Origin of the sequence: Actinomadura madurae (assembly GCF_047130825.1) — a bacterium.
GTDB classification, from domain to species: domain Bacteria; phylum Actinomycetota; class Actinomycetes; order Streptosporangiales; family Streptosporangiaceae; genus Spirillospora; species Spirillospora madurae.
The window spans coordinates 10,349,108-10,374,001 of the sequence record NZ_CP083237.1 but is presented as its reverse complement, the minus strand read 5'-3'; the positions used below and the strand labels follow the sequence as shown (position 1 = coordinate 10,374,001).

The 24,894-nt window shown below is 72.0% G+C and carries 23 protein-coding genes; 11 read left to right on the top strand and 12 right to left on the bottom strand.

The genetic code is table 11. From position 1 onward, the window contains the following. The 7 genes from K8Z49_RS48395 to K8Z49_RS48365 all read right to left on the bottom strand — a co-directional run bounded on the left by K8Z49_RS48395 (position 1) and on the right by K8Z49_RS48365 (position 5,187). Positions 1 to 927, bottom strand: coding sequence for an NAD(P)-dependent oxidoreductase (locus tag K8Z49_RS48395; RefSeq protein WP_412517237.1), 927 nt, complete (start codon positions 925 to 927; stop codon positions 1 to 3). Next, positions 920 to 1,315, bottom strand: a complete 396-nt coding sequence (gene pcaC / locus K8Z49_RS48390; RefSeq protein ID WP_021592473.1) for a 4-carboxymuconolactone decarboxylase — start codon at positions 1,313 to 1,315, stop codon at positions 920 to 922. The genes K8Z49_RS48395 and pcaC overlap by 8 nt, the downstream gene beginning before the upstream one ends. 46 nt (positions 1,316 to 1,361) lie before the next feature. Beyond that, entirely contained in the window at positions 1,362 to 1,757 is a 396-nt protein-coding gene (locus K8Z49_RS48385; RefSeq protein WP_021592472.1) for a cupin domain-containing protein, read from the bottom strand. Continuing rightward, positions 1,754 to 2,671 (bottom strand): NAD(P)-dependent oxidoreductase, encoded by a 918-nt coding sequence (locus K8Z49_RS48380; RefSeq protein WP_021592471.1) that lies wholly within the window; start codon positions 2,669 to 2,671, stop codon positions 1,754 to 1,756. The genes K8Z49_RS48385 and K8Z49_RS48380 overlap by 4 nt, the downstream gene beginning before the upstream one ends. A gap of 64 nt (positions 2,672 to 2,735) precedes the next feature. Continuing rightward, a complete protein-coding gene (locus K8Z49_RS48375) occupies positions 2,736 to 3,554 on the bottom strand; it encodes an SDR family NAD(P)-dependent oxidoreductase (protein WP_021592470.1) in 819 nt (272 codons plus the stop codon). Between the two features lie 65 nt (positions 3,555 to 3,619). Then, a complete protein-coding gene (locus K8Z49_RS48370) occupies positions 3,620 to 4,414 on the bottom strand; it encodes an N-acyl homoserine lactonase family protein (protein WP_412517236.1) in 795 nt (264 codons plus the stop codon). Then, the gene (locus K8Z49_RS48365; protein ID WP_021592468.1) at positions 4,411 to 5,187 is read right to left on the bottom strand and encodes a carboxymuconolactone decarboxylase family protein; all 777 of its coding nucleotides are present in this window, start codon (positions 5,185 to 5,187) and stop codon (positions 4,411 to 4,413) included. Before K8Z49_RS48365 ends, K8Z49_RS48370 begins: the two co-directional genes overlap by 4 nt. 501 nt (positions 5,188 to 5,688) lie before the next feature. On the opposite strand from K8Z49_RS48365, the gene K8Z49_RS48360 reads away from it, so the two are divergent. The 5 genes from K8Z49_RS48360 to K8Z49_RS48340 all read left to right on the top strand — a co-directional run bounded on the left by K8Z49_RS48360 (position 5,689) and on the right by K8Z49_RS48340 (position 11,725). Continuing rightward, on the top strand, positions 5,689 to 6,912 hold the full coding sequence (locus K8Z49_RS48360) for an ABC transporter substrate-binding protein (protein ID WP_021592466.1): 1,224 nt from the start codon (positions 5,689 to 5,691) through the stop codon (positions 6,910 to 6,912). 98 nt (positions 6,913 to 7,010) lie between these two features. Next, a complete protein-coding gene (locus K8Z49_RS48355) occupies positions 7,011 to 7,883 on the top strand; it encodes a branched-chain amino acid ABC transporter permease (protein WP_021592465.1) in 873 nt (290 codons plus the stop codon). After that, positions 7,883 to 9,742, top strand: coding sequence for an ABC transporter permease subunit (locus tag K8Z49_RS48350; RefSeq protein ID WP_412517235.1), 1,860 nt, complete (start codon positions 7,883 to 7,885; stop codon positions 9,740 to 9,742). Before K8Z49_RS48355 ends, K8Z49_RS48350 begins: the two co-directional genes overlap by 1 nt. Then, a complete protein-coding gene (locus tag K8Z49_RS48345; protein ID WP_021592463.1) occupies positions 9,739 to 10,428 on the top strand; it encodes an ABC transporter ATP-binding protein in 690 nt (229 codons plus the stop codon). The genes K8Z49_RS48350 and K8Z49_RS48345 overlap by 4 nt, the downstream gene beginning before the upstream one ends. A gap of 61 nt (positions 10,429 to 10,489) precedes the next feature. Beyond that, on the top strand, positions 10,490 to 11,725 hold the full coding sequence (locus K8Z49_RS48340) for an amidase (protein WP_111833248.1): 1,236 nt from the start codon (positions 10,490 to 10,492) through the stop codon (positions 11,723 to 11,725). A 56-nt stretch (positions 11,726 to 11,781) separates the two neighbouring features. On the opposite strand, the gene K8Z49_RS48335 is transcribed toward K8Z49_RS48340, so the two are convergent. Then, entirely contained in the window at positions 11,782 to 12,228 is a 447-nt protein-coding gene (locus tag K8Z49_RS48335; RefSeq protein WP_075023199.1) for a Zn-ribbon domain-containing OB-fold protein, read from the bottom strand. Continuing rightward, positions 12,225 to 13,364: a thiolase C-terminal domain-containing protein gene (locus tag K8Z49_RS48330; protein WP_412517234.1), complete on the bottom strand. Its 1,140-nt coding sequence runs from the start codon at positions 13,362 to 13,364 to the stop codon at positions 12,225 to 12,227. The genes K8Z49_RS48335 and K8Z49_RS48330 overlap by 4 nt, the downstream gene beginning before the upstream one ends. A gap of 273 nt (positions 13,365 to 13,637) precedes the next feature. On the opposite strand from K8Z49_RS48330, the gene K8Z49_RS48325 reads away from it, so the two are divergent. The 4 genes from K8Z49_RS48325 to K8Z49_RS48310 all read left to right on the top strand — a co-directional run bounded on the left by K8Z49_RS48325 (position 13,638) and on the right by K8Z49_RS48310 (position 19,159). Continuing rightward, a complete protein-coding gene (locus K8Z49_RS48325; protein WP_021592459.1) occupies positions 13,638 to 14,417 on the top strand; it encodes a GntR family transcriptional regulator in 780 nt (259 codons plus the stop codon). Positions 14,418 to 14,691: 274 nt separating this feature from the next. Then, complete coding sequence (locus tag K8Z49_RS48320) at positions 14,692 to 15,504, top strand: enoyl-CoA hydratase/isomerase family protein (protein ID WP_412517233.1); 813 nt, start codon at positions 14,692 to 14,694, stop codon at positions 15,502 to 15,504. Continuing rightward, positions 15,501 to 17,897, top strand: a complete 2,397-nt coding sequence (locus K8Z49_RS48315) for a CoA transferase (RefSeq protein WP_412517232.1) — start codon at positions 15,501 to 15,503, stop codon at positions 17,895 to 17,897. Before K8Z49_RS48320 ends, K8Z49_RS48315 begins: the two co-directional genes overlap by 4 nt. Beyond that, the gene (locus tag K8Z49_RS48310; RefSeq protein WP_412517231.1) at positions 17,894 to 19,159 is read left to right on the top strand and encodes a PrpF domain-containing protein; all 1,266 of its coding nucleotides are present in this window, start codon (positions 17,894 to 17,896) and stop codon (positions 19,157 to 19,159) included. Before K8Z49_RS48315 ends, K8Z49_RS48310 begins: the two co-directional genes overlap by 4 nt. 48 nt (positions 19,160 to 19,207) lie before the next feature. Here the strand turns inward: K8Z49_RS48310 and msrA are convergent, their stop codons facing one another. Both msrA and msrB read right to left on the bottom strand, forming a co-directional pair. Beyond that, complete coding sequence (gene msrA / locus K8Z49_RS48305; RefSeq protein ID WP_021592455.1) at positions 19,208 to 19,714, bottom strand: peptide-methionine (S)-S-oxide reductase MsrA; 507 nt, start codon at positions 19,712 to 19,714, stop codon at positions 19,208 to 19,210. Positions 19,715 to 19,723: 9 nt separating this feature from the next. Next, complete coding sequence (gene msrB, locus K8Z49_RS48300) at positions 19,724 to 20,191, bottom strand: peptide-methionine (R)-S-oxide reductase MsrB (protein WP_021592454.1); 468 nt, start codon at positions 20,189 to 20,191, stop codon at positions 19,724 to 19,726. A gap of 569 nt (positions 20,192 to 20,760) precedes the next feature. Between msrB and K8Z49_RS48295 the strand changes: the two genes are divergently transcribed. Both K8Z49_RS48295 and K8Z49_RS48290 read left to right on the top strand, forming a co-directional pair. Beyond that, on the top strand, positions 20,761 to 21,678 hold the full coding sequence (locus K8Z49_RS48295) for an NADP-dependent oxidoreductase (protein ID WP_021592453.1): 918 nt from the start codon (positions 20,761 to 20,763) through the stop codon (positions 21,676 to 21,678). Positions 21,679 to 21,803: 125 nt separating this feature from the next. Next, a complete protein-coding gene (locus K8Z49_RS48290) occupies positions 21,804 to 22,433 on the top strand; it encodes a TetR/AcrR family transcriptional regulator (RefSeq protein ID WP_075023316.1) in 630 nt (209 codons plus the stop codon). Between the two features lie 65 nt (positions 22,434 to 22,498). Here K8Z49_RS48290 and K8Z49_RS48285 read toward each other — a convergent pair whose 3' ends face one another. Then, positions 22,499 to 24,802, bottom strand: a complete 2,304-nt coding sequence (locus K8Z49_RS48285) for an aminotransferase class I/II-fold pyridoxal phosphate-dependent enzyme (RefSeq protein WP_412517230.1) — start codon at positions 24,800 to 24,802, stop codon at positions 22,499 to 22,501. Positions 24,803 to 24,894 lie beyond the last annotated feature (92 nt).

The window sequence follows — 24,894 nt, the reverse complement described above, 5'->3', positions numbered from 1 at the left end:
TCATGATCCCGCGGTGGCCGGACCCCGCGAGCCGTGCTCGGCCTCCAGCCAGCGCACGATCTCGGTGTGGTCCGCGTCCGCGGGGAGGACGCCGGCGGCCCGGGACCACAGGTCGGCGGCCGCCTCCCCGAGGCGGGCCGGCCATCCGGTGGCCTCCGCGAGCCCGACGGCGATGCGCATGTCCTTGAGCATGAGGCGCAGCCCGAAGCCGGAGTCGAAGCCGCGGTCGAGCATGAAGCGCGGCCACTTGGCCTCCGTGGAGGCGCTGCGGCCGCTCGACACGTTGATCGCGTCGAGCATCACGGCGGGATCCAGCCCGAACTCCCGGCCCGCCATGATCGCCTCCGAGCTGGCCAGCAGATGGGTCGCCGACAGGAGGTTGTTGAGCGCCTTGAGGGCGTGCCCCGCGCCGACCGGCCCGACGTGCATGACCTTGCCGCCCAGGACTTCCAGCAGGCCCCGCAGCCGCGCGACCGGTTCCGGTTCCCCGCCGGACATGACCGTCAAGGTGCCCTTCCGGGCGCCCGCCACGCCGCCGGACACCGGCGCGTCCACCAGCGGGACGCCCCGGGCGGCGGTCTGCGCGGCCAGTTCCCGGGTCCGCAGCGGTTCCGAGGAGCTCATGTCGACCAGGACGGCGCCCTCCGCCATCCGGTCGAGCAGGCCGTCCCCGATGACCACCGAGTGGACGATCGCCGAGTTCGGCAGCATCGTGACGACGGCGTCGGCGCCGTCCGCCACCTCCGCCGCCTCGGTGACCGGCGCCGCGGTGGCCTCGGCGAACCTCGCGCGGACGGCGGGGTCCGCGTCGTATCCGCGCACGGCGTAGCCGGCGCCGGCGAGGCGCCCGGCCATCGGGAACCCCATGTTGCCCAGCCCGACGAAGCCCACGACGGAACCGGGACCGATGGCCCGCTGGTCAGTCATGCGAGCGCACCTCGGCCAGCACCGTGTCGGCGACGCGGAAGGCTTCCAGGGCCGCCGGGGCTCCGCAGTAGACCATCGTCTGCAGCAGCGCCTCCTGGATCTCCTCCTCCGTGCAGCCGTTGGTGATCGCGCCGCGCACGTGGACGGCGAGTTCGTGCATCCGGCCGAGCGCGGTGAGCATGGCCAGGTTCAGGAGGCTGCGCGTCTTGCGGTCGAGGCCGTCGCGCGTCCAGATCTCGCCCCAGCAGTACTCGGTGACGAGGTCCTGGGCGGGACGCGCGAAGTCGGTCGCCTTCGCCAGGGACCGGTCGACGTGCTCGGCGCCCAGAACCTTCCGCCGGACCGCCAGCCCCTCGTCGAAACGATCGGTGGCCTGGTGCTTCGTCATGCGTGTACCCCATCTCGAGTCGTGTCCGTTGCCGCGCCCGCCCGGGTCACGGCGCGTCGCCCGCGGCGCTGTACTCGTCGTCGCCGACGGGCTCCAGCCAGCTGGTCGTCCCTAGGGAGACGGCCAGGTGCAGCAGGTAGCTTCCGGGCGCGCCGCCGTGCCAGTGGACCTCGCCGGGCGGAACCCACACGGTGTCGCCGGCCTGGAGCCGCTGCGGCGCCTCGCCCCGCGTGCGGACGAGGCCGCCGCCGGCGGTGACGTGCAGGATCTGGCCGTGCTCATGGCTGTGCCAGTGCGTGCGCGCGCCCGGGGCGAAGAAGACGTTGTTGACCGTGGTGCCGTCGGTCGTGGGCAAGACGGGGTCCAGCCAGACGGTCCCGGTGAAGGTCTCCGAGCGCCGCACGGACACTCCGTCCGCCGCCCGGCCGCGAATGATCTTCATGCCGAGCCCCTTCCGCCGTCCGGGCCGTCGTGGAGCCTGACCCCGCCCGCGATGTCGCCGATCGCGTCCACCACGCGGTTGCTGATCATGTCGGCGTAGCCGGTGCTGCCGGCCAGGCCGAAACTCGCCAGCGGCCCGGGGGCGTTGAGGCTGGGGACGCCCAGCTCGTGCAGGCGGTCGACGTACAGGACGACGTCCTTCATCATCAGCGCGCCGGTGAGGCCGCCTTCGAGGTAGTCGCCCTCGACGATGCGGGGGAAGCGGTTGAGCGTCGCGAAGTTGACGCCGCTGCCGGTGTTGAACACCTTGAGCAGCGTCCGCATGTCCAGCCCCGCCTTGCGGCCGGCCACCATCACCTCGGCGGTCGCCGCGAGGGCCACCGCGTTGAGGAAGTTGTTGAGCAGCTTGGCGGTGTGGCCGGCGCCGCTGCCGCCCATCGGGAACACCTCGGAGGCGAACAGGCCGAGCAGCCACCCGATCGACTCCAGGGCGTCCGCCGGGCCGCCCACCATGATCGTCAGGGTGCCCTTCTCGGCGGCGGCGGCACCGCCGGTGATGCCCGCGTCCAGGTAGGCGACGTCGCGCTCGGCGAAGGCCGCGTGCAGCCGGGCGGTCGAGGACGGGGCGGCGGTGCTGAGGTCCACCACGACCTGGCCGGCCCGGCTCGACGCCAGGAGCCCGTCGTCGGCGAGGACCACCGCCTCGACGGCCCTGCTGTCGGGGAGCGACAGCAGGACGACATCGCCGCCGTCGGCGACCTCGGCGACGCTCGCCGCCGCGGACGCGCCCGCCGCCGCGGCGCGCGAGGCGTCCAGGTCGAACCCGAGCACTGGATGCCCGGCGTCGACGATGCGCCGCGTGATGCGGCCGCCCATGTTCCCGAGTCCGATGAACCCGATCCGCGATCCGGTCACGTTCCCGCCTCCTCTCGTCCACGCGGAAGGCACGCGCCCTCCGCCGGAAACCGCCGTTCGCCCGTCATGAGACGTCCCCGGGATCCCAGGCCCCGGCGCCCCCGGACGGCCGGACCGTGTTCACCACGGACGCGCCGCCGTCCGCGGAGACGATCTCGCCGGTGACGTAGCCGGCGTCGTCGCTCAGCAGGAAGGCGACCACCCCGGCGATCTCATCGGGCGTCCCGACGCGGCGCATCGGGGTGGTGGTGCCGCGCCGCTCCATGTCCCCGCCGCCTCCCCTGGCGTCCCCGCCCCCGGCGAACAGCCCGGTCGGGACGAGGCCGGGGGCGACCGCGTTCACCCGCACGCCGAGCGGCCCGCCGTACAGGGCGCACCCGTGGACCAGACCCCCGACACCGTGCTTGGAGGTCTGGTAGGGCAGCAGGTCGGAGCTGCCGCGCAGCCCGGCGATCGACCCGGTGACGACCACCGCGCCACCGCCGCCCTGCTCCTCGTACCGGCGGAAGGCTGCGCGCAGGCCGAGGAAGGGGCCGCGCAGATTGACCCCGATCACATGATCGAACTCCTCGACCGTGAGATCGGGGAGCCGCGTGAACGTCCCGAAGATCCCCGCGTTGAGGTGGTGCAGGTCGATCCGCCCGAAACGGTCCACCGCGGCGCCGACGTAGCGGTCGACGTCCTCCTCCCGCGACACGTCCGCCTGGACCGCGAACGCGTCACCGGACAGGGCCTCGGCGACGGCCCGCGCCGCCGCGCCGTCGATGTCCACCACGACGACCCGCGCGCCCTCGGCCGCCAGGCGCCGGGCGCTGGCCGCGCCGATCCCCCCGCCCGCGCCGGTGACGACCGCGACCTTGCCGCCGAGTCCGCTCAGAGCCATGGTCTCGCTTCCTTCGTGTCGGCCGGTGCCGCTCGCGCGGCCCGGTGCGTCGTTCTCTGGAGGGGTCAGCCGATGCGGACGGCCGTTCCCGGGTCAAAGCCGTCGTGGACGGGGAAGCGCCGCAGCACGTCCGGGTCGTGCCCTGGGACGAGGACCCGTCCCGGTGCCGCGACGATCTCGTTGAGGAGGTCGAAGCCGCGGTACATCGCCTCGACGTCGGCGACGAACGTGAACGGCCGGTCCCGCTCGATCTCCTCGTAGTAGTGGACGGAGTCGGAGGCCAGGACCGCCTGCCCGCCGGCCGTGGCCACGAGGACGATCGCCTGGCCCGGTGTGTGGCCTCCCACGGGAACCACCTCGATCCCCGGGGCCACGGTGTACGGCTCGTCGATCAGGGTCATCCGGCCCTGCCCGCGCACCTCGGCCAGGTGGGAGGTCTCCCGCTCCTCCGCCGACACCGCGAACTGCGCGCGCCGGGCGTAGGGGCCGGTCCAGAACTCGAACTCCCGGCGGGCCATGATCACCTCGGCGGCGGGGAACCGCGCGAGGTTGCCGATGTGGTCGTAGTGCGCGTGGGTGACGATCACCTGCGGCACCGTCGCGGCGTCCACCCCGGCCCGCGCCAGCGCCTCGACGGGGTCGACCACGGTGGTGCGTCCCCTGCGGGCGCCGCCCTCCGGGCCGAAGCCGGTGTCGATCACGACGGTGCGGGCGGCGTTGCGGGCGACCCAGCAGTAGTAGTCCATGCCGAGCGGTTCGTCCGGCTCGCCATAGATGGCGTAGTTGAGGTAGATCTCGGCTTTCGTTCCGGTCCGCGTTCCGTACCGGAGCGCGGTCACCTCGTACGTGGCGCCGTTCACGCCCGCTCGCCCTGCCCGTTCTCCAGGTCCTTCATCTCCTCGACCACGATCGGCGCGGCGGACGTGGCCGCGTGGATCCCGATGACGCTGGCGATCTCCATGACCTCGAGGATCTCCTGCGCCGTCGCGCCGTGGCCCAGGGCGTTCTCGATGTGCAGCTTGAGGCCCTTGACGTACAGGTGCGTCGCGGCGGTGTCGAAGGCGATGTAGATGAGCTCCTTGACCTTCGGTTCGAGCGGGCCGGTCCGCCACGGGACCGAGGAGAACTCTGTGTAGGCCTCGAACATCTCGGGATCCAGTTCGAGCATCTCGTCCCAGAAGGAGTGCCAGTAGCCGCGCGTCCTGGTGAACTCGGCCTTCAACTCCTCCTGGCGGGCGGTCAGCGGCGCCGGGCCGTCGCGCAGGCCGCGTTCCTGGAGCACCTCCACCAGGACCGGCACGCCGATGTTCATCGCGTGGATGCCCAGCGTGGAGGTCAGTTCGAGCACCTCCATGATCTCCTGTGGGGTCGCGCCGAGCCGGAGCGCCGCCCGGACGTGCTGCCGGACGCCCGGGAGGTACATGTGCGTCGCGGCGGCGTCGACGGCGATGTAGACGAACTCCTTGACCTTGTCGTCCAGGTGGTTCTTCCGCCACGGGACGGCGGAGAAGCCGGTGTAGGCCCGCACGAACTCGGGGTCGAGTTCCAGCATGGCCTGCCAGGTGTCCCCCCAGGTACCGCGAACCCGGATGAACTCGGCCTTGATCTCTTCCTGCACAGCGCTGAGCGCCATGGGCGTCACTCCTTCGGGATCGCGGCGCCGGGACGGCGTCGGCCGCCGGCGGCGGGCCGCCCTCCGGATCCGACTCGACGTCTGACAATACGATCGTCAGACATTAGATGGCAAGAGTGCCTCCACCCTCACCGCCGGATCCCGGCCGGGAGAGGGGCTCGGCGATGGCCCGGAGATCACCCGCGGTCGCGCGGCAATACCCTGGCCAGGGTCGTAACGGGGCCGATGGCCGATCTCGTGAACCGACTATTGCCGCCGCGTTGAGCGCGGGCTACACTGCACCGTAAATTGTCAGACAAGCCGACAGTCCAACGAAACGCTCGGGGGCGACGCGGTCGTCGCGCGGTCGGGCAGGGCCGGAACCCGGTCCACCGGCCGATGGACGCCGGCGCCCTTCCCGCTCATGCCGGGCAGGACACCTCCGGTGGGGCGACGCAACAGGTCGTACCAGATCGGCAACTCCACGAACTCCCCCGTCAAACGCGCTAACAGGAGACGACCATGTCGTACGAACCCCGGGCCCGCACGTCCCGCCGCCGTTCCCCGAACCGCCCGAGGTCCCGCGCCCTGCTCGGTGCCGGTGCGACCGGCCTGGCACTCGCGCTCCTGGCGAGCGCCTGCGGCTCCGGTGGCGAGGCCGGGGCGTCCGGGTCGGACGGCCCGATCGACCTCGGCATCTCCGTTCCGCTGAGCGGCGCCGTCGGGTCGAGCTGCGCCCCGATGAACAAGGCCATGCTCGCCTGGTTCAAGCACGTGAACGACGGCGGCGGCGTCAACGGCCGGAAGATCAAGATCGACAACCGGGACGACGGCTACGACGCCGCGCGGGCGGTCACGAACACCAAGGCGTTCATCGCCAAGAAGGTCGACGCCGTCACCGGCCAGTGCGGGAGCCTCCAGCCTCCCGCCCAGGTCCCGCTGCTCGGCGCCGCCAAGATCCCCTTCCTGTTCGTGTTCGGCGCGTCCACGAAGCTGCTGGACCCGCTGAACCCCATGTACTTCAACCTGATGCCGACCTACGGCGAGCAGCTGGTCTCCGCGGTCCCGTGGGTCTTCCAGAACGACGGCACCGGCACCGTGGCGATCATGAGCACGACCACGCCCGACTCCGAGCACACGGCGGCGCAGGTGTCGGACGCGGTGAAGAAGGCGGGCGGCACCGTCGCGGGGACGTACACCGCCCCGCCGGGGACCGCCGACTTCTCCCCCTACGTGCTCAAGATGAAGGGGCTGCGCCCCGACTACATCGTGCTCAACCAGATCCCGCAGGACGCGGCGCGCTTCACCAAGGCGATGACGGCGCAGAAGCTCGCCCCGAACCGCAAGCTGCTCGGCAGCTCCGCGGTCTCGCAGGACACCTTCCTGTCCACCGTGGACCCGGCGGTCATGCCGAAGCTGGTCGTCACCTCCGACACCCTCGACCCGGCCTCGGCGAAGAACACCGAGTGCACCAAGGTCCTCCAGGCGGCGGGGCTCAAGGTGGAGGGCGTCACGCTCCGCGGCTGCGGGACGGCGCAGGTCGTCGTCGAGGCGCTCAAGCGCGTCGGGCCGAACGTGACGGGCACCGCCATCGCCTCGCAGCTGGAGTCCTGGAAGAGCGTCAAGGCGTCCGAGATCTATCCCGAGCTGACCTTCTCCAAGACCGACCACGTCGGCGTCAGCTCGCTCTACGTCCTCGGCGTCAAGAACGGCGAGTTCGAGCGGATCGGCCAGCTCGGCGGATGACCGCGCGCGGACCGCGGCGGCCGCGGCCGCCATTCTCCGCACGCGCCTCCCGCGCGTGCCGTCGGGTGTCCCCAGTCCCAAGGAATCGGTGAGTCGTCGTGCTCGCACTGTCGGTGGTCATCAGCGGAATCGCGTTCGGCCTGGTCATCGGACTGCTGTCGTTCGTCCTCGTCTTCCTTTACAAAACAACGGGTGTCGCGAATTTCGCCGCCGGAAACATCGGAATGTTCGAGACGTTCATTGTGTATCGGATCTATACCGCCCAAGGGAACGTCTACGTGGCGGCAGGGCTCGGGATCGCGCTGAGCGTGCTGTTCGGCGCCCTGCTCTACCTGGTCGTGCTGCGGCCGTTCAGCAGCGCGGGCAACGCCAACATCCTGGTCCGGACGGTGGCGCTCTACCTGCTGCTCGCGGCGATGGCGAACGTGTTCTTCGGCAAGCACCAGCCGTACACCTTCCCGACGCTGCTCCCCAAGGGCGGGACCTCGCTCGGCGGGGTGGTCGTCGCCTGGTCCGACCTGATCAGCGTCGGCCTGGTCGTGGTCATCGGCACGCTGTTCGTGGCGATGTTCCGCTTCACGAACCTCGGGCTGCAGTTCCTCGCCGTCGCGCAGCAGGCGCCGATCGCGCGGCTGCTCGGCGTCCGGGCCGGGCGGCTGTCCGCCGTCGCCTACATGATCGCCGGGCCGCTGACCCTGCTCATCGGCCTGCTCATGGCGCCCAAGCAGCTCCTGTTCTCCCAGATGATGGACCCGATCCTGCTGTACGCCTTCGCGGCGGCGGTCGTCGGCGGCTTCACCAGCCTGCTCGGCACCTTCGTCGGCGGGATCATCATCGGCGTGGTGACCAGCCTGGTCTCCACCTACGCCGGCGGCGACCTGACACTCGCCAGCGCGCTGGCGATCATGCTGCTCACCCTGGCCGTCCGGCCGAACGGCCTGTTCGGCACCCCCCAGGTTGCGAGGCTCTGATGCTGGCACGCGCACGCGAGAACGTCGGATGGCCCCTCCTGGCCATCCTGGTCCTGCTGGCCCTCACGCCCCTCGCCGTCACGGAGGTGAGCACCCGCTCCGTCCTCGTGGTGGCCATGATCTACGCGACCGGGGCGGTCGGGCTGGACGTGCTGACCGGCTACTCCGGGCAGTTCTCCTTCGGGCAGTTCGTCTACTTCGCCGTCGGCGCGTACGTGATGAGCTCGCTCCGTGAGCACGGCGGCCTGCCGTGGGCGGCCGCGCTGGTGATCGCCGTCGCCGCGGCGGGCCTGCTGGCCGCGCTGGTGGCCTCGGCCCTGGTGCGGCTGAAGTTCTTCGGCTCCGCCGTCGGCACCTTCTTCCTGGGCGCCGTGACGCTCGACCTGCTGAGCGGGAAGCGGCTGGCGGACTGGACGGGCGGTTCGAACGGGATCGTGGCGCCGCCGGTGTCGATCGGCGGCCTCGATCTGAGCTCCGGGACGGGCCTGTACTTCGGCGCGCTCACCGCGCTGGTCCTGGCCGCGCTGGTCTGCCTCCGCTACACCCGGACCCGGGCCGGCGTCGCGGCTCGGGTGATCAAGCAGAACGAGGTCGTCGCCGCGGTGATGGGGATCCGCGTCGTCCGGGAGAAGGTGCGGGCGCACGTCCTCGCCGGCTCGGTCGCGGGGCTCGGCGGCTGCATGCTCTCGATCAACCTGGGCTACCTGTCCCCCGAGACCTTCGGCGTGACCCAGTCGATCATGCTGTTCGCCATCGTCGTCGTCGGCGGGCTCGGCAGCATCGGCGGCCCCATCCTGGGCTCGGTGTTCTTCTTCGTCTCCACGTACGCGCTGTCCACAAGGTACGAGGGAGTGTCGGAGCTCTTCTTCGCGGTGATCCTGCTGGCGATCGTGGTCTTCTTCCACGGCGGGTTCTACGACCTCGGCGAGCGGCTGGCGCGCCTCCTCCGGTCCCGGTCCGGCGGCGTGCTGAGCCGTCCCGGCCGGGGCGGTTCGGGCGGGTCCGGGCCGGCGGCCCCGGTGATCGAACCGAAGCTCCCGGTGTCCACCGGTCCGCGCGCCGCGGGCACCGTCCGCGGCGGGAGTGACGACGTGCTGCTGCGGATCGAGCACCTCACCGTGCGATTCGGCGGTGTCAAGGCCCTGGACAGCGTCTCGCTCGACGTGCGCCGCGGTGAGGTGCACGCCATCATCGGGCCCAACGGGGCGGGCAAGACCACGCTGCTCAACGCCATCAGCGGGATCCAGGCGCTGTCGTCCGGGACGGTGGCCCTCAACGGCCGCGACCTCGGCGGCCTGTCGGTCTCGTCCCGGCGCAAGCTGGGCATCTCCCGCACCTTCCAGCACCCCTCGCTGGTCGGTGACCTCGACGTGCTGCGCAACGTCACGATCGGCTCGTTCGAGAGCCACGACGGCACCATCTGGACGGAGCTGGCCGGCACCGTGAGGCAGCGCCGCCGCCGGCGGCGGGCGCACGCCCGGGCCGTGGCCGCGCTGGAGACGCTGGAGTTCCCGCGAGAGCGCTGGCCGGCCCTCGCCGGCGACATCACGATGGGCGAGCAGAAGCACGTCGACATCGCCCGCGCGATGGGCGCCGAGCCGACGCTGCTGCTGCTCGACGAGCCGACGGCCGGCCTCGGGACGGAGGAGATGGCCTCGGTCGCCAAGGCGATCGAGGCGGTCCGCGACGCGGGCGTGTCCATCCTCGTGATCGCGCACCATGTCGGGTTCGTCCGGCAGGTGGCCGACCGGTGCACCGTCCTGGACTTCGGGAAGGTGCTGCTCTGCGAGACGCCCGACCAGGTGCTCCAGGATCCGCAGGTCAGGGAGGTCTTCATGGGGACGGGAGACAAGGCGTGACATCGTCGGGACTGCGCATCGAGGACCTGTACGTCAGGATCTCGGGCGCGCGCATCATCGAGGGGCTGACGCTGTCGGTGCCGGTCGGCGACATCGTCGGCCTGGCCGGCCGCAACGGCGCGGGCAAGACGACCACGCTGCGCGCCGTCTCCGGGCTGACCGGCCGCAGCGGCGGGTCCGTCCGGCTCGACGGCGCGCCGCTGCCCGGCAGGCCGGAGGCGGTCGCCCGCAGCGGCGTCGCCCACGTCCCCGAGGGCCGGGGCATCTTCGCCGACCTGACCGTGGACGAGAACATCCGGCTCGGCATGCTCGCCGGGCGCGGCCGGGACGACGGCCTCCGGCGCAGGCTGGAGGAGGCGTTCCCCGCCGTCGCCCGGCTGCGGGGCCAGAAGGCCGGACGGCTGAGCGGCGGCGAGCAGCAGATGCTGGCGCTCGTCCGCGGCCTGATCAGCCGGCCGCGGATCCTGCTGGTCGACGAGATGAGCCTCGGGCTGTCGCCGCGGGCGCTGCGCACCGCGATCGAGACGGTGGTCGCGTTCGGGCGGACGGAAGGGGTCGGCATGCTGATCGTCGACCAGAACAGCCGGATGCTGCACGAGCACTGCGACCGGATGTTCCTGCTCAAGGACGGGCGCGTCGAGCCGTGGGACGAGGCGGCCGAGTCCGCCTCGGCGTACTTCGACTGACGCGTACTTCGACTGACGCGTACCTCGACGGACGCGTACATCAACTGACAGGGCGGCGCCGATGGATGACCGGGACACCTCCGATCCCGGAGGGCGGGTGACGCGGCCGGTGACCCGGTCGCTGGCGGTCGTCCGCCGCCTGGAACCGAGGGTCCGGGCGTGGACGCACCTCGACGAGCGCGCCTGCCTGGAGCGGGCCGGGCAGGCCGACCGGGAGGCCCCCGGCCCGCTGACCGGCCTGGTGGCCGGCGTGAAGGACCTGGTGGACACCGCCGGCATGCCGACCTCGTACGGGTCGGCGGTCTACGCGGACCACCGCCCTCGCGCCGACGCCGCCGTCGTCCGGCTGCTCAAGGACGCCGGGGGCTTCGTCCTCGGGAAGACGGTGACGACCGAGTTCGCGCTCATGACCCCCGGTCCCACGACGAACCCGTGGCGGGAGACGCGCACGCCCGGGGGCTCCTCCAGCGGCTCGGCCGCGGCCGTCGCGTGCGGCATGGCGGACGTGGCCGTCGGCACCCAGACCTACGGCTCGCTGATCAGGCCCGCGAGTTTCTGCGGGGTGTGGGCGTTCAAACCGTCCCGCGGGCGGGTCCCGGTCACCGGGGTCAGGCCGATGGCGCCGAGCTTCGACCAGATCGGCTGGTTCGCCCGCTCGCCGGCGCTCATCGAGACCGTGCACCGCGCGGTCGCCGGCGCGGCGCCCGTCCGGCCCCTCTCCGCGCCGCCGCGCCTCGGGTTCCTGGACGTGTCGGCCTGGCCCGGGCTGGAGCCGGAGGTGCCGGCGAGCCTGGCGACGCTGCGGAAGGCGGCGGCGCGGCGCGGCGCGACCGTCGTCGAGCTGGACCTCGCGGACCTGCTCCGCCGGACGGGCGAGGCACACCACACGGCCGCGTCCAGCGAGATCGCGGAGAGCCTGCGGCCGGAGCTGGAGCGCCACGGGGACCGGCTCTCCGCACCGCTGCGGGGCTTCGTGGCCGAGGGCGCGCGCGTCACCCCGGCGGACCGCGACGCGGCGCACGCGGTGCTGCGGGACCTCGGGGCGCGGCTGGCCGCGGCGCTGGAGACGGTCGACGCCCTGCTGCTCCCGTCCGCCGTCGGGGAGGCGCCCCGCGGCCTCGCCTCGACGGGCGACCCGGTGTTCTGCTCGCCGTGGACGGCCGTCGGCTTCCCCGCGCTGAACGTTCCCGGGGCGACCGGCGCGACGGGCCTGCCGATCGGCGCGCAGCTGGTCGCCGGGCCGGAGCGGGACGACTTGCTGCTGGGATGCGCGTACTGGCTCGCCGGGGAGAGGTGACCGTGCGGGACGTGGAACGACCGCCGAACGGTCCCGTCCGGCGGTCGTGGCTCATTTCAGGTCGCCGGCTCCGGGTCGTCGACCTCCCAGCGGACGAACGTCACGTCCTCGTTCACCGGGTCGAACACGGCGCGGACCCGCCGGCCGACGCGCAGCGCGTCCGGGTCGCCCACCATCGTCCCGTACATCTTCCGGCCGGCGTCGAGCTCGATGAGGCCGACCGCGTAGGGGACGTCGGCGGCGAAGGCGGGATCGAGCGCCCGGTGGTAGACGGCGAAGCTCCACAGCCTCCCCCGGGCGGGGAACTCGTGCCACGCGCGTCCGGTATGCCGGCATTCGGGGCAGACGGGCTCGGGCGGCCACTGGAGGTAGGAGCAGTGCGTGCAGCGGGGCAGGACGAGCCGCGACTCGCGGGCGGCGGCCCAGAACGGCGCCGTGAGCGGATCGTCGACGTCCGGGAGGGGTTTGGCGCTGCCGGGCAGCGGTTCGGTGGCCTCGCTCATGCGGTCTCCCTGGTGGACAGAAGGGTGGCCGCGCCCTTCCAGAAATCGTGGGTCTGCGCGTGCAGGGCCAGCTCGGGGCCGTCCAGCTGGCGGTCCCCGCACTCCCCCCGAAGCTGGCGGACGGCCTCGTACAGATGCATCCAGTTGTGGGTGTAGCTCTCCGAGAGCTGCCCGCCGTGCGTGTTGACGGGCAGGGACCCGCCGGGCCTGGTGCGTCCCTCGGCGAGGAACGGGCCGGCCTCGCCGATGCCGCAGAAGCCGTACCACTCCAGCATCTGCAGCACCCACACCGAGGTGCCGTCCTGGAGATACGCCGCGTCGATGTCGCCCGCGGTGACGCCGGCCTCGGCGTACAGCCGGCCGGCGATGTCGCCGAGCCAGGGGCGCATCAGCTTGTCCTCGTTCTGCTCGTTCCGGATGGCCGACTGCTGGGCCATCGCGAGCAGGTGCACGGGGGCGGCACGGCAATCCCTGGCCCGCTCCGCGGACGTGACGACGACCGCGGCGCCGCCGTCGGAGATGAGGGTGAGATCGGGACGCCGGAGCGGCGCCACGATGTATGGGTGCCGGAGGTAGTCGCCGATCGTCATCGGCTCGCGGAAGACCGCCAGCGGGTTCAGCCGCGCCCATTCGCGCTGCGCGACCGACACCCAGCCGAGCTGCTCCTCCGTGGTGCCGTACAGGTGCATGTGCCGCCGGACGGCCATCGCGGCGGGGCCGGCCACGTGCACCAGGCCGGCGAGGCGGAGCCAGTCGCTCGACCCGCCGATCGGGCGGGAGAAGCCGATCCGCGCGCTGCGCGCGTTGGTCCCGAAGGTGAGCAGCACGGTGGTGGCGAGCCCGGACCGGATCGCCATCGACGCCAGGTGGAGGGAGAAGGAGCCCATCCCGTAGTCGAGGGTGGTGCTGAAGGCGGGGTTGACGCCGAGCAGCGGGCCCATGGTCTCGTCGGTTCCGTGCGCCGTGAGCGGCGCCTTGCACGTGATCAGCCCGTCCACCGCCGACATGTCGAGCCCCGCGTCGGCGAGCGCGAGCACGGCCGCGCGCACGGCGATCTCCTCGGGCGACTCGCCCGGGATCTCGCCCTGCTCCGTGGCACCGACCCCCACGATCGCGCTGCGTGCGCGTTGTCCCACCCGCCGTCTCCCAACCTTCCCGGCAGGCCGACCGGCCATGCCCACCACAAATCGTCTGACAATCAGACATTATGTGGTCCATCGTGGGGAGCGCAACAGGCGGGGTTCCGGGAGCGCCGCAGACCGCGCGTTCAAAGGTGAGACGGGCGCCTCTACGGGCCACCCGGACAGGTCCGATTCGGCTATCGTCCAGGAGTGAGTTGGTCTGGCCGTCCGACAGCGGGGACTGGAGCCCACGCGACGGCGGCCCCTTTGCTCAGGAGGAGTTCGGTCATGGCGGAGCGGAACAAGCCGGAGGGCGCGGGTTCGCCGTCCACGACCGGCATGGGGCTGCGCGCACCCATCGGCCGGGTGGCGGCACCGCTGCGCGACCAGGTGCTCCAGGTCGTCCGGGAGGCGATCCTCGACTTCCGGCTGCGGCCGGGGCAGCGGCTCATCGAGCGGGAGCTGATGGAGCAGCTCAGCGTGTCCCGCGCGACCGTGCGCGAGGTGCTCGCCCAACTCGCGTCCGAGGGGCTGGTCACCAACATCCCCCAGCGCGGCGCCATCGTCAGCGTCCTGACGACCGACGAGGCCGCCGACATCTACGAGATGCGCGTCGCCCTGGAGTCCCTGGCCGTCCGCCGGTTCGTGGAGCGGGCCACCGAGGAGCACATGTCCCGGCTGCGCGCGGCGCTGGAGGAGCTTGAGGCGGCCAGGAAGAGCGAGGGCGCGGACCTCGCGCGGCTCATCGCGAAGGACGAGCTCTACAAGGCCCTGTTCGCGGGCGCCGACAGCCCTCCGCTGACCCAGATGCTGACCAGCCTGCAGGGCCGCCTGCGGCGCCTCCGCTGGACGTCCCTGTCCGCTCCGGGGCGGCTGGACCGGACCATCGCCGAGATGCGCACCCTGGTCGAGGCGATCGAGGAGCGGGACGTCGGCCGGGCCATGGCCGCCTCCGACCTGCACGTGCGCAATGCCGCGGCGATCGCGCTGGCGCGGATGGCGGAGGCGACCGGCGAGCCCGCCGAGGGGGCCGAGACCGGCTCCGGCGAGGCCGGGCGCGGCGCGTAGCGGCTCGCCTCCGCCGGCGAGTGTCTGACATCGGGCCGCGTTCCCCACGGGCCCGTTAACACCGCGGACGCACCCTGCCCTACCCCGCGTGGCCGCGACGGCCCCGCGGGGTTTCCGCATGTCCGCGGGTCACACCCCTTCTTCCCACGGCCTCGACGTGCTGTAGCGGGCACCGTCCGCCCAGCCTTGACTGGCGTGGACTCGCGAGGCAAAATGAGGCGTATCGTCTGACTGTCAGACAATATTGAAACACCGGGCATCAGAGGGGCAGCGAGTGACGGAACGAGACCAGGAAAGCTCCCCGGACGCCGCGAGCATCCTCGTCGCGGACGTCGGCGAGGGGATCGTCCGCATCACCCTCAACCGGCCAGAGAAGCGCAACGCCCTCGACGCGCAGGCGCGGCAGGCCTTCCTCGACGCGCTGGACGCGGCCAGGGGCCGCGCCAAAGTGATCATCCTGGCGGGCGCCGGCGGCACGTTCTCCGCCGGGATGGACCTCAACCAGCTCGCGGGCGGCGACACCGCCCAGGAGGACGAGCTCAACGCCTCCTGGCTGCGGGTCCAGGAGGAGATCCGCCGGCACCCCGCGATCGTCATCGCCGCGGCGTGCGGATACGCGCTGGGCGGCGGGTCCACGCTGATCAACGCGAGCGACCTCGCGGTGGTGGCGGAGGACGCGCAGATCGGCATGCCGGAGATCGGGTTCGGCTTCTACCCCGGGCTGGCCGGGCCCGCCGCCCAGCTCAGGCTGGGCCCCAAGCACGCGGCCTGGCTGGTCCTGACGGCCAAGCGCATCGACGGGCGGACGGCCGTCGACTGGGGCATGGCCAACATCGCGGTCGGCGCCGACGAGGTCGACGGCGCGGCGCTGGACCTCGCCCGCCACATCGCCAGGTTCGACGCGGTCGCGCTGGAGTGGTCGAAGAAGGCCCTCTGGCACATCCCCATGCACGTCAACGAGTGGCGGACGGCGCTCGAGTTCGGCGCCTACACCAACTCCCAGATCCACGCGCGGACCGACGGCCACCGCCAGGCGCTGGACAACTTCACCGCGGGCCGCCCGAATCCCGGCCAGGGGGCGGCGTGACAGGGTCCGAGCCGCCGCGCCTGCGGGTCGTGGAGATCTCCGGCGGGGTGGGGGGTCCGGTCTGCGGCCGGCTCTTCGCCGGGCTGGGCCACGACGTCGTCCGGTGCGAACCGGCCGGCGGGGACCCGCTCCGCCGGCGCCCCCCGCTCAACGCCGCCGGGACCGGCCTGGAGTTCGTCGCGCTCAACGCCGACAAGGACGCCGTCCGGATCGGCTCCGGGGACGCCGGCGCCCGGGACCTCCACCGGCTGCTCGACCTGGCCGACGTCGCCGTCCTCGATCTCACCCCCGCCGCCGCCGCCGAACTCGGCCTCGGCGCCGACGGCCTGCGGGAGAGGTGGCCGCGGCTCGTCGCCGTCTGGATCCTCGGCTTCGGCCGCGACGGCGCCTACCGCGACATCCCCGGGGACAGCCTGCTCGCCGAGGCCTACGGCGGCCTCGCCACGATGATCGGCGAGCCGGACCGCCGGCCGCTTGGCCTCGGCGGCGAGCAGGCCGCCTACTGCGCCGGCGTGACGGGCTTCCTGGGCGCCATGCTGGCCCTGCGGCGGCGGGACGCCGGGCACGGGGGCGACCTCGTCGAGGTGACCATGTGCGACGTCGTGGCGTACATGGACTGGAAGAGCGACGTCGCCGAGTCCATGACCGGCCGTCCGCCCATGAGGTCCGGGGCCGACCCCGGCGACTGGCGGCTGGTCCGGGCGCGCGACGGATGGGTCGGCTTCATCTTCCAGCAGAAGCACTGGGCGCAGGTCGTCGAACTCGTCGGCGCGCCGGAGCTGGCGGACCCGCTGCTGGCGGACGAGTCCCACCGGCAGGCCAGGGCCGCCGAATGGTGGCCGGTCGTCGAGCGGTGGGCGGTGGAACGGTCCGCCGAGGACATCTACCGGCTGGCGCAGCGGCTCGGGCTGCCCTTCGGGTGGGCGGCCCGCGCGTCCGACCTCGTCCGGTCGCCCCAGCTGCGCCACCGCGGGTTCATCACGCCCGAACCGGACCCGGGCGGATCGACCCCGGCCGTGGGGACGCCCGTCCACACGGCCGGGCTGCCATGGCGGTCGGGGACGGCTCCCGAGCCCGCGGACCGGATGCCGGAGCGCTGGACGTCCCGGCCGCCGGGCACCGTCCCCGGGCCGCGCCCCCCGAGCGGCACCGCACCGCTCAGCGGGATCGTCGTGCTCGACTTCGGCACGATCACGGCCGGGGCCGCCGTCACCCGGTTGCTGGCGGACTACGGCGCGACCGTCCTGAAGATCGAATGGACGGACCGCCCCGACACCTTCCGCTCCTGGAAGATGCCCGATCCCGCCGGCGGCGCGGCCACGGCACCGACGTCGCCGTACTTTCCGTCCAACAACGCCGGGAAGCTCGGCGTCGCCGTCAACCTCAAGACGCCCGAGGGCCGGGAGGTCGTGCACCGGCTCGCCCGGCGCAGCCACATCCTCGTGGAGAACTACCGGGTCGGCGTCACGCGACGGCTGGGCATCGACGCCGACACGATCCGGGCGGTCAACCCCGACCTGCTCTACCTCTCGCTGTCCAGCCAGGGGCAGGACGGCCCGGAGGCGGGGAACAGCTCCTACGGATCCACCCTGGACCTGCTGTCCGGCCTGGCGTCGGTGACCGGGTACGAGGCGGACCGCCCGCTATGGTCGTCCTCCGACGTCAACTACCCCGACCAGCTGGTGTCCCTGTTCGGGGCCGCCTTCCTGGCCTACTGCCTCCAGCGCGGGATCGAGGGCGTCCACCTGGACGTCTCCCAGCGCGAGGTGGTCAGCTGGACGCTGGCGGCCGAGATCGCCGACCACCTGGTCAACGGGAACGACGCGGCGCCGCACGGCAACCGCCGCCCCGGCCGCACCCCGCACGACACCTATCCCTGCTCCGAGCCCGGCACGTGGATCGCCATCTCCTGCTTCACCGACCGGCACCGCGACGCCCTCGCCGCGCTCGCCGCCCCGGCGGCGCTGGCGGACCACGACGGGGCCTGGTGGTGGTCCCACGAGGACCTCGTCGACACCGAGGTGACGGGCTGGACGCGGCGCCGGACGAGGAAGGAGGCGATCGCCGAGCTGCACGCCGCGGGCGTCCCCGCCGTCCCGGTGCTGGACGCGGCCGGCCGACGCGACGAGCCGGGCTTCGCCTCGCGGGGGGTCACCCTGGCCACCTGCCAGGGGCCGGTCAAGGGCCTGCCGATGCGCCTGCACGGCCACGCCCCGCGCCCGGCGGTCACCGCGCCCGGCCTTGGCGCCCACACACGGGCGGTGCTCCGCGACCTGGGTCGCATGTCAGACGAAGAGATCGATGATCTGGAGGGGCGCGGTGTCATCCACTGCGGCCCTGAGGCGAGCCCCTCCCCTATCCGCGCCCCCGAGCCGAGGAGTGATCAGCCGTGACCGTCCCAGCCACTTCCAGCGGCGAGCTGCTGTCCATTCCCACCATGCTGATCCGTGGTGGCACCAGCCGGGGCGTCTACCTTCTGGAGAGCGACCTGCCCTCCGACCGCACGCTCTGGGGGCCGTTCCTCATCGCGCTGTTCGGGGCACGCGACGCCCGGCAGCTGGACGGTCTCGGCGGTGCCATGCCGACCACCAGCAAGTGCTGCATCGTCGGCCCGAGCACCCACCCCGAGGCCGATGTCGACTACACGTTCGCGCAGGTAGGGATCGGTGAGCCGAAGGTCTACTGGGACTTCAACTGCGGCAACCTGACGCCCGGCGTGGGGACGTTCGCCGTGCTGAAGGGGCTCGTTCCCGCCCGTCCGGGGACCACCAGGGTGCGGATCAACCAGACGAACACGGGGATGCTGCTCGGCGTCGACGTGCCCGCGGGCGACGACGGGAGCCCCCTCATGGACGGCCCGCTGGAGATCGCCGGGGTCTCCGGGACAGGCGCGCCCGTGCTCACCGACTTCTCCGCGACGGTCGGCGCCTCCCTGGCCGGCGGCGTGTTCCCGACCGGGAACCGCGCCGACACGCTGGACGTTCCCGGCATCGGGACGATCACCTGCTCGATCGTCGACCTCGCCAACATGTGCGTGTTCTTCCCGGCGGAGCAGGCCGGGATGACCGGGTACGAGACGATCGACCGCGGCCCGGACGTCGTCGGCACCTTCATCGCCGTCCGGCAGGCCGCGCAGCGGCTCCTCGGCGTCGACCCCCGCAAGACGACCCCGTGGCCGGTCGCCGTCGCGCCGCCGGCGTTCTACACCACGGTGGGCGGGCGGACACTGTCCCCGGACGCCTACGACTTCGCGGTGCGCTTCGCCGGGATCCAGCCGATGCGCGACACGATGCACGAGGCGTACCCGGGGACCGCGAGCTGCTGCACGGCGGTCGCGGCCGTCACGGCGGGCACCGTCGTCCACGACCTCTACGCCGCGCGGGACCACAAGGACGAGGCCGTGCTCATGGGCCATCCGTCCGGAGTCATGCGCGCGGACGCGAAGGTGACGGAGCACCCGGGCGGGTGCACCGTCGAGCACGCCGCCATCGCGCGGACCGTACGGCCGATCATGAGCGGGGAGGCGTACGTCCGCCGGTCCGACCTGGCGGCGCTGGCCGAGGAGATCGACCCCGAGGACCTCACGCGCAGCGGCCCGCCGTCCACGACACAGGTGGCCGCCCCGGCGCCGCCCGTCACCGGGGTCAGCGGCTGAGCCCGGCGCACCGGACCCGCGGACCCGGGGTCCGCGGGTCCGGCCGTGTCAGGCCGTCGCCCGCTTCGGGAGCTTCCACCCGGGACGGGGGAAGTGGCAGGTGTAGCCGTTGGGGTACTTCTGCAGGTAGTCCTGGTGCTCGGGCTCGGCCTCCCAGAAGTCGCCCGCCGGGGCGATCTCGGTGACGACCTTGCCGGGCCACAGCCCCGAGGCGTCGACGTCGGCGATCGTGTCCTCGGCGACGCGCCTCTGCTCGTCGCCGGTGTAGAAGATCGCCGACCGGTAGCTGGTGCCGATGTCGTTGCCCTGGCGGTTCTTCGTCGTCGGGTCGTGGATCTGGAAGAAGAACTCGAGCAGCGCCCGGAAGTCGGTCTGCTCGGGGTCGTAGACGACCTCGATGGACTCCGCATGGGTGCCGTGGTTGCGGTAGGTGGCGTTGGGCACGTCGCCGCCGCTGTACCCGACGCGCGTGGACACGACGCCGGGCTGGTGGCGGAACAGCTCCTCCATGCCCCAGAAGCAGCCGCCCGCGAGGATCGCCTTCTCGGTGGTCACGTCGTCTCCCTACTTGTCGTCGGTGTCGCTCGTGAACAACGTCCGGTACTCGCCATACCCTTCCTTCTCCAAGTCGTCGAGGTGGATGAACCGCAACGACGCGGAGTTGATGCAGTAGCGCAGTCCGCCCTTGTCGACGGGTCCGTCGGGGAAGACGTGGCCGAGGTGGCTGTCCCCGTGGAGCGAGCGGGCCTCCGTCCGGATCATCCCGTGGCTGGAGTCCTCGCGCTCGACGATGTCCGTCCCGTCGATCGGCCTGGTGAAGCTCGGCCAGCCGGTGTCGCTGTCGTACTTGTCGGCGGACGCGAACAGCGGCTCGCCGGACACGACGTCGACGTAGATGCCGGGCTCGTGGTTGTCCCAGTAGGCGTTGGCGAACGGACGCTCGGTGCCGCCCTCCTGAGTCACGCGGTACTGCTCCGGAGCGAGCCGCGAAACGGCTTCCGGGTTCTTGTGGTACTGGGTCTGCCGGGGCACAGCTCTCCCTTCCCGGCCTTGCGGCGTGAAGCTGGAACCAGGTGAGGTCCACCTGGACGCACATGTACAGACACTCCGCGGCCTGGTTCTATTCCCGTACAACTGGACTCCACGGTCCCGAACCAGGGTGCGATCGAGAACGGGCAACCGACGCAGGCCCAGGGTGGTGGAGGGTGGTGCGCGTATGCGGCGCCAGCTTGACATACTTGGACTGTCAAGTCCATTAGCGCAGGGGTGAACCGGATCTCCCCCTTGCACACGCGGACAGATAGGCTTCAAGTTGGACTCTGACGTCCAATCAATTGCGGTCTACTGAACACGCAGGTCAAGCAGTAGAGAGTCCCCAGCGTTCGTCATCTGGCAATACGGGATCATAGCGCCTTCGATCAAGCTCGTTCGTGATCATTTAAAGTGGACTTGACCGACCAGTTCTGGGACGACTAGGTTCAGGCCATCCGGCTGCGAGCCTTCCTTGGCGACGGGCTGCGAAGTCCCCCTGCGTCCGCGGGGAACCAATGCTGGTGAAGCGAGATGGCGAACAAGCGAGGACTGGATCGAGGGAGGGCCTGATGAAGGCGATCGTGGTGACGGACGAGGCCGCGGGGACGGCCGGAATGACGCCGGCGGAGCGGCCGGAGCCGGAGGCGACGATCAACGATGTCGTCGTTCAGGTTCACGCGTCGGGATTCACCCCCGGAGAGCTGACGTGGCCCGGCACCTGGACCGATCGCCTCGGCCGTGACCGGACGCCGTCGATCCCCGGGCACGAGCTGGCCGGAGTCGTCAGCGCCCTCGGCTACGGCACGAGAGGGCTGACGGTGGGACAGCGCGTGTTCGGGCTCGCGGACTGGACCCGCGACGGCACCCTGGCGGAGTACACGGCCGTCGAGGCGCGCAACCTCGCGCCGCTGCCGGGCGACGTCGACTTCACGGTGGGCGCGAGCCTGCCGATCTCGGGCCTGACCGCGTGGCAGGGACTGTTCGTGCACGGCCGCTTCCAGGTGGGGCAGAGCGTCCTCGTGCACGGTGCGGCCGGTGGAGTCGGGTCGATGGTGACGCAGCTCGCCCACCAGGCCGGCGCCTACGTCATCGGCACCGGACGTACCGCCGACCGGCAGGCAGCGCTCGACTTCGGCGCGCGGGAGTTCGTCGACCTCGACAACGACCCGCTGGGCGACGTCGGCGCGGTCGATCTCGTCTTCGACGTCATCGGCGGCGACATCGGGAAGCGGTCCGCAGGCCTGGTCCGCGCCGGAGGAATGCTGGTGACCGTCGCGGGCCCGCCCGAGGCGCGGCCGGCCGACGGTCTCGCGGTCGACTTCGTCGTCGAGGCCGATCGCGCGCAACTGGGCGAGATCGTCCAGCGGGTACGGGACGGACGACTGCGGACGAACATCGGCAACGTGGTGCCCCTCGACGACGCCGTCGCCGCCTTCAACCCGACCGAGCGTCCCAAAGGCAAGACGATTATTCGCGTTCGTCCATAGGCGCCGCTGCCACTCCAGGGGAAAGACCCCGTTCGGCCGCCGGGCGACGATCGGGCGAACGTCACGCGAGCGAGCGGCACGTGGTCGGGCGGGCGCCGATCTTTCGGGCCGGTAGCCTTGCCTTCGTGACCGGGTCAGGGAGTGCCGGGCAAGGGCCGAGGCTGACACGTCGCGGCGCGGCGACCAGGCGGCGCATCATCGAGGCCGCGGCCGAGCTCATGTACGTGAAAGGGGTCAGCTCGACCACTCTGGACGAGGTCCGCGCCGCGAGCGGCACGAGCAAGTCCCAGCTCTACACCCACTTCGCGGACAAGGAGCGGCTGGTCCGCGCCGTGGTCCAGCTCCGCGCGGAAGAGATCATGGAGCGCGAGCACGCCGCGCTGCAGCGCCTCAGATCGTTCAACGGCCTGGTTCGGTGGAGGGACGCGATCGTCCAGCGCAACGCACTGCAGAAGGGCGCGTACGGCTGCATCCTCGGTTCGATCGCCGGAGAGGTCTCCGACAGGGACGAGGTCGCTCGCCTCGCCCTCGCGAAGACCTTCGAAGAGTGGGAGAACCTCATCGAGGCCGGTCTGCGCCGCATGCAGGACGCCAGGACCCTCACGGCCGACGCCGACCCCAGGAAGCTCGCGGTGGGGCTGATGGCGGCGCTCCAAGGGGGCTACCTCTTGGCCCAGACCGCCCATGACGTCACCCCCATGGAGATCGCCCTCGACATGGCGCTGGATCACGTGAGGATGCACCTCTCGCCCTGACGGCCGCGCCCGAGCCCGGCGCGCTCGGGCTGCGGGCGACGCGGGCTCTTTCAGCCGTTCATCGGCTAGACGTCCATCGCCTGAGACCTGGCCGCCTCGGCCTTGATGAAGGCGGCAAGGCGGGCGAGTCCCGCGTCCACGTCCGCGTGCGTGAGGTAGCTCGTCGAAAGCCTGATCGTTCGGCTGCCTCCGCCCTCGGGATGGAAGTAGGACATCGGCGTCCAGATCACTCCGAACTCCTCGACCGATCTGGCCAGTGCGGCGTTGTCGGCGACGAACGGCGTCCGGACGGTCAGGAAGAAGCCGCCGGTGGGTTCGTTCCAGCTCACCCCGAGCCGGGCCCGGAGCTCGGCCGGGAACTCCCGGGCCAGGCCGTCCAGCACGTACCGCATGGTGTCGCCGTAGTGCGCGGCGGTCTCGACGTTGAGGTCGGAGACACGGCCGCCGACCGAGAGCAGGGCGCCTGCCACCGCGGCCTGGCTCAGCGCCGAGGTGTTCACGGTGACCATGCTCTTGATCTTCGCCAGCTCGTCGGCGAGCAGGCCGGTCGTCCCGTCGTCCCTCACCACCGGCTGGTCGGCGATCACGTAGCCGACGCGAGCGCCGGGAAAGACGGTCTTGGCGAAGGAGCCCAGGTGGACGACCCGGTTGTGCCGGTCGAGGGACTTCAGTGTCGGGACCTGGACCCCGGGACTGACCAGCCGGTACGGGCTGTCCTCCAGGAGGAGGACGTCGAGCCGTTCGGCCAGGTCGAGAAGTGCGTGCCGGGTCTCCAGCGGCAAGGTGACACCGGACGGGTTGGAGTGGTCCGGGATGACGTAGAGCGCGCGGGGGCGGCGGCCCCGCGCCCGCTCGGCCATGATCGCGGCCTCCACATCGGCGCACGCGAGCCCGTCCGGCCCCTCCGCCACGGCGGCCACCTCGGCCCCCAGCAGCCGGGCCGCTCCGACGATGCCCATGTAGCTGGGGCTGGAGACGAGCAGCACGTCGCCCTGACCCGACATCAGCGCGCGAAGGGCGAGGAACATCGCCTCCTGGCAGCCGACGGTGACCACGATCGAGTCGGGCGGCACGTCGATCCCCTCGTCCTGACGGACCGCGTCGGCGATCAGGTCGCGGATCAGTCCGGCGGACGGGCCGTACTGGAAGACCGTCTCGCGAACCTTGGCGGGCGACCGCCCCTCGTCCTCCAGATAGGTCAGGTAGCGGCGCACGTAGGTGAAGATCTGCTCGGTGTCGAAGAAGCCGTCGTACGGCCTGCCCGGGGCGAAGGACACGGCGTCGGGGTTGCGCAGCGTCACCTCGTTCAGGAAGTTCATCGTGTCCATGACCGGATCCGCGACGCTGGAATGCAGGTCCGCCATGCGCAGCACGGCACCGCGGCCCGGCCGGTGGCCCGCCGCCTCGCCGCCCCCCTCACCGCCCGCCTCGATGAGATCGGGGCCGATCTCGGCGATCGTCGCGACGCCGGCGGCCCTCATCTCGGCCCTGAGCTCCTCGACCAGGACTCTGAGCACCTGTTCCACACCTTCGGCGGCGCCGACCGTCAGGCCGTGCAGGACAGGACGGCCGACGAGGACCGCGTCGGCGCCGAGGGCGAGCGCGGCCAGCACGTCCCGGCCGCGCCGGACGCCGCCGCCGAGAAGGACCGGCACCCGTGCGTTCGCCACGGCCGCCACCCCGGGCAGGAGGCTGAGCGTGGCCGCCACGCCATCGTCCCGGTGAACGCCGTGGTTGGAGACGATGACGCCGTCGGCGCCGGTGTCGATCGCGTGCTGAGCGTCGGCGCCCGTCAGGACGCCCTTCGCCAGGATCGGCAGCGAGGTCAGTGAGCGCAGCCGTCCCAGTTCGGCCCAGTCGAGGGCGGGATCGGCGGCGGAGTCGGGACCCGCGGCGCCGACGGCGAGGACGACCGCCTCGAAGCCCGCGGTCTCCGCTCGTCCGAGGAGATCCTCGTTCACCGAACGATCACGGGCACGGCGGGTCTGGAGCCAGAGCGGGACGCCGCTCGCGGCGGCGAGGTCCTCGACCGGATGGGCGGCGGAGGCGCCGACCACGACCGGAGCCTCCGCGACGGCCTCCGTCCCGCGGATGACGCCGAGTTCCCCGGACTCGTGTCCGAGGGCCACCTGCGCCGGCGGGGCGGCACCCACCGGCGCGTCCCACACCCGGCCAAGGATCTTGGTGGTGGTGTCCGGGCGGTCGGGCGGCCCGCCCCGGGCGGGGAGACGCATCCGCACGCGCTCGAACGCGCCGAGGTTGGCCGCGAGCGCGCGCCGCTCGCGGTCATCGCCCTCGAAGACGTCCCAGGTCGCCGGAGAGGTTCGCGCCCGGGCCAACCGCATGAAGTCGTTCAGGGACCATTCCATTATTCGCCCTTTGCGGGAAAGAGTCGCGAGTCCCACGAATTGTTTCACCGCCGCCGAACGTCCACCAGGACGTACGATCGTTCATTCGAAGG

Coding starts and splice junctions, on each gene's coding strand:
- K8Z49_RS48395 (WP_412517237.1), bottom strand. CDS start 927: ATGACTGACCAGCGGGCCATCGGTCCCGGTTCCGTCGTGGGCTTCGTC.
- K8Z49_RS48285 (WP_412517230.1), bottom strand. CDS start 24,802: ATGGAATGGTCCCTGAACGACTTCATGCGGTTGGCCCGGGCGCGAACC.
- K8Z49_RS48295 (WP_021592453.1), top strand. CDS start 20,761: ATGAAGGCGATCGTGGTGACGGACGAGGCCGCGGGGACGGCCGGAATG.
- K8Z49_RS48365 (WP_021592468.1), bottom strand. CDS start 5,187: ATGGCGCTCAGCGCTGTGCAGGAAGAGATCAAGGCCGAGTTCATCCGG.
- K8Z49_RS48335 (WP_075023199.1), bottom strand. CDS start 12,228: ATGAGCGAGGCCACCGAACCGCTGCCCGGCAGCGCCAAACCCCTCCCG.
- K8Z49_RS48350 (WP_412517235.1), top strand. CDS start 7,883: ATGCTGGCACGCGCACGCGAGAACGTCGGATGGCCCCTCCTGGCCATC.
- K8Z49_RS48375 (WP_021592470.1), bottom strand. CDS start 3,554: ATGGCTCTGAGCGGACTCGGCGGCAAGGTCGCGGTCGTCACCGGCGCG.
- K8Z49_RS48385 (WP_021592472.1), bottom strand. CDS start 1,757: ATGAAGATCATTCGCGGCCGGGCGGCGGACGGAGTGTCCGTGCGGCGC.
- K8Z49_RS48325 (WP_021592459.1), top strand. CDS start 13,638: ATGGCGGAGCGGAACAAGCCGGAGGGCGCGGGTTCGCCGTCCACGACC.
- K8Z49_RS48360 (WP_021592466.1), top strand. CDS start 5,689: ATGTCGTACGAACCCCGGGCCCGCACGTCCCGCCGCCGTTCCCCGAAC.
- pcaC (WP_021592473.1), bottom strand. CDS start 1,315: ATGACGAAGCACCAGGCCACCGATCGTTTCGACGAGGGGCTGGCGGTC.
- K8Z49_RS48340 (WP_111833248.1), top strand. CDS start 10,490: ATGGATGACCGGGACACCTCCGATCCCGGAGGGCGGGTGACGCGGCCG.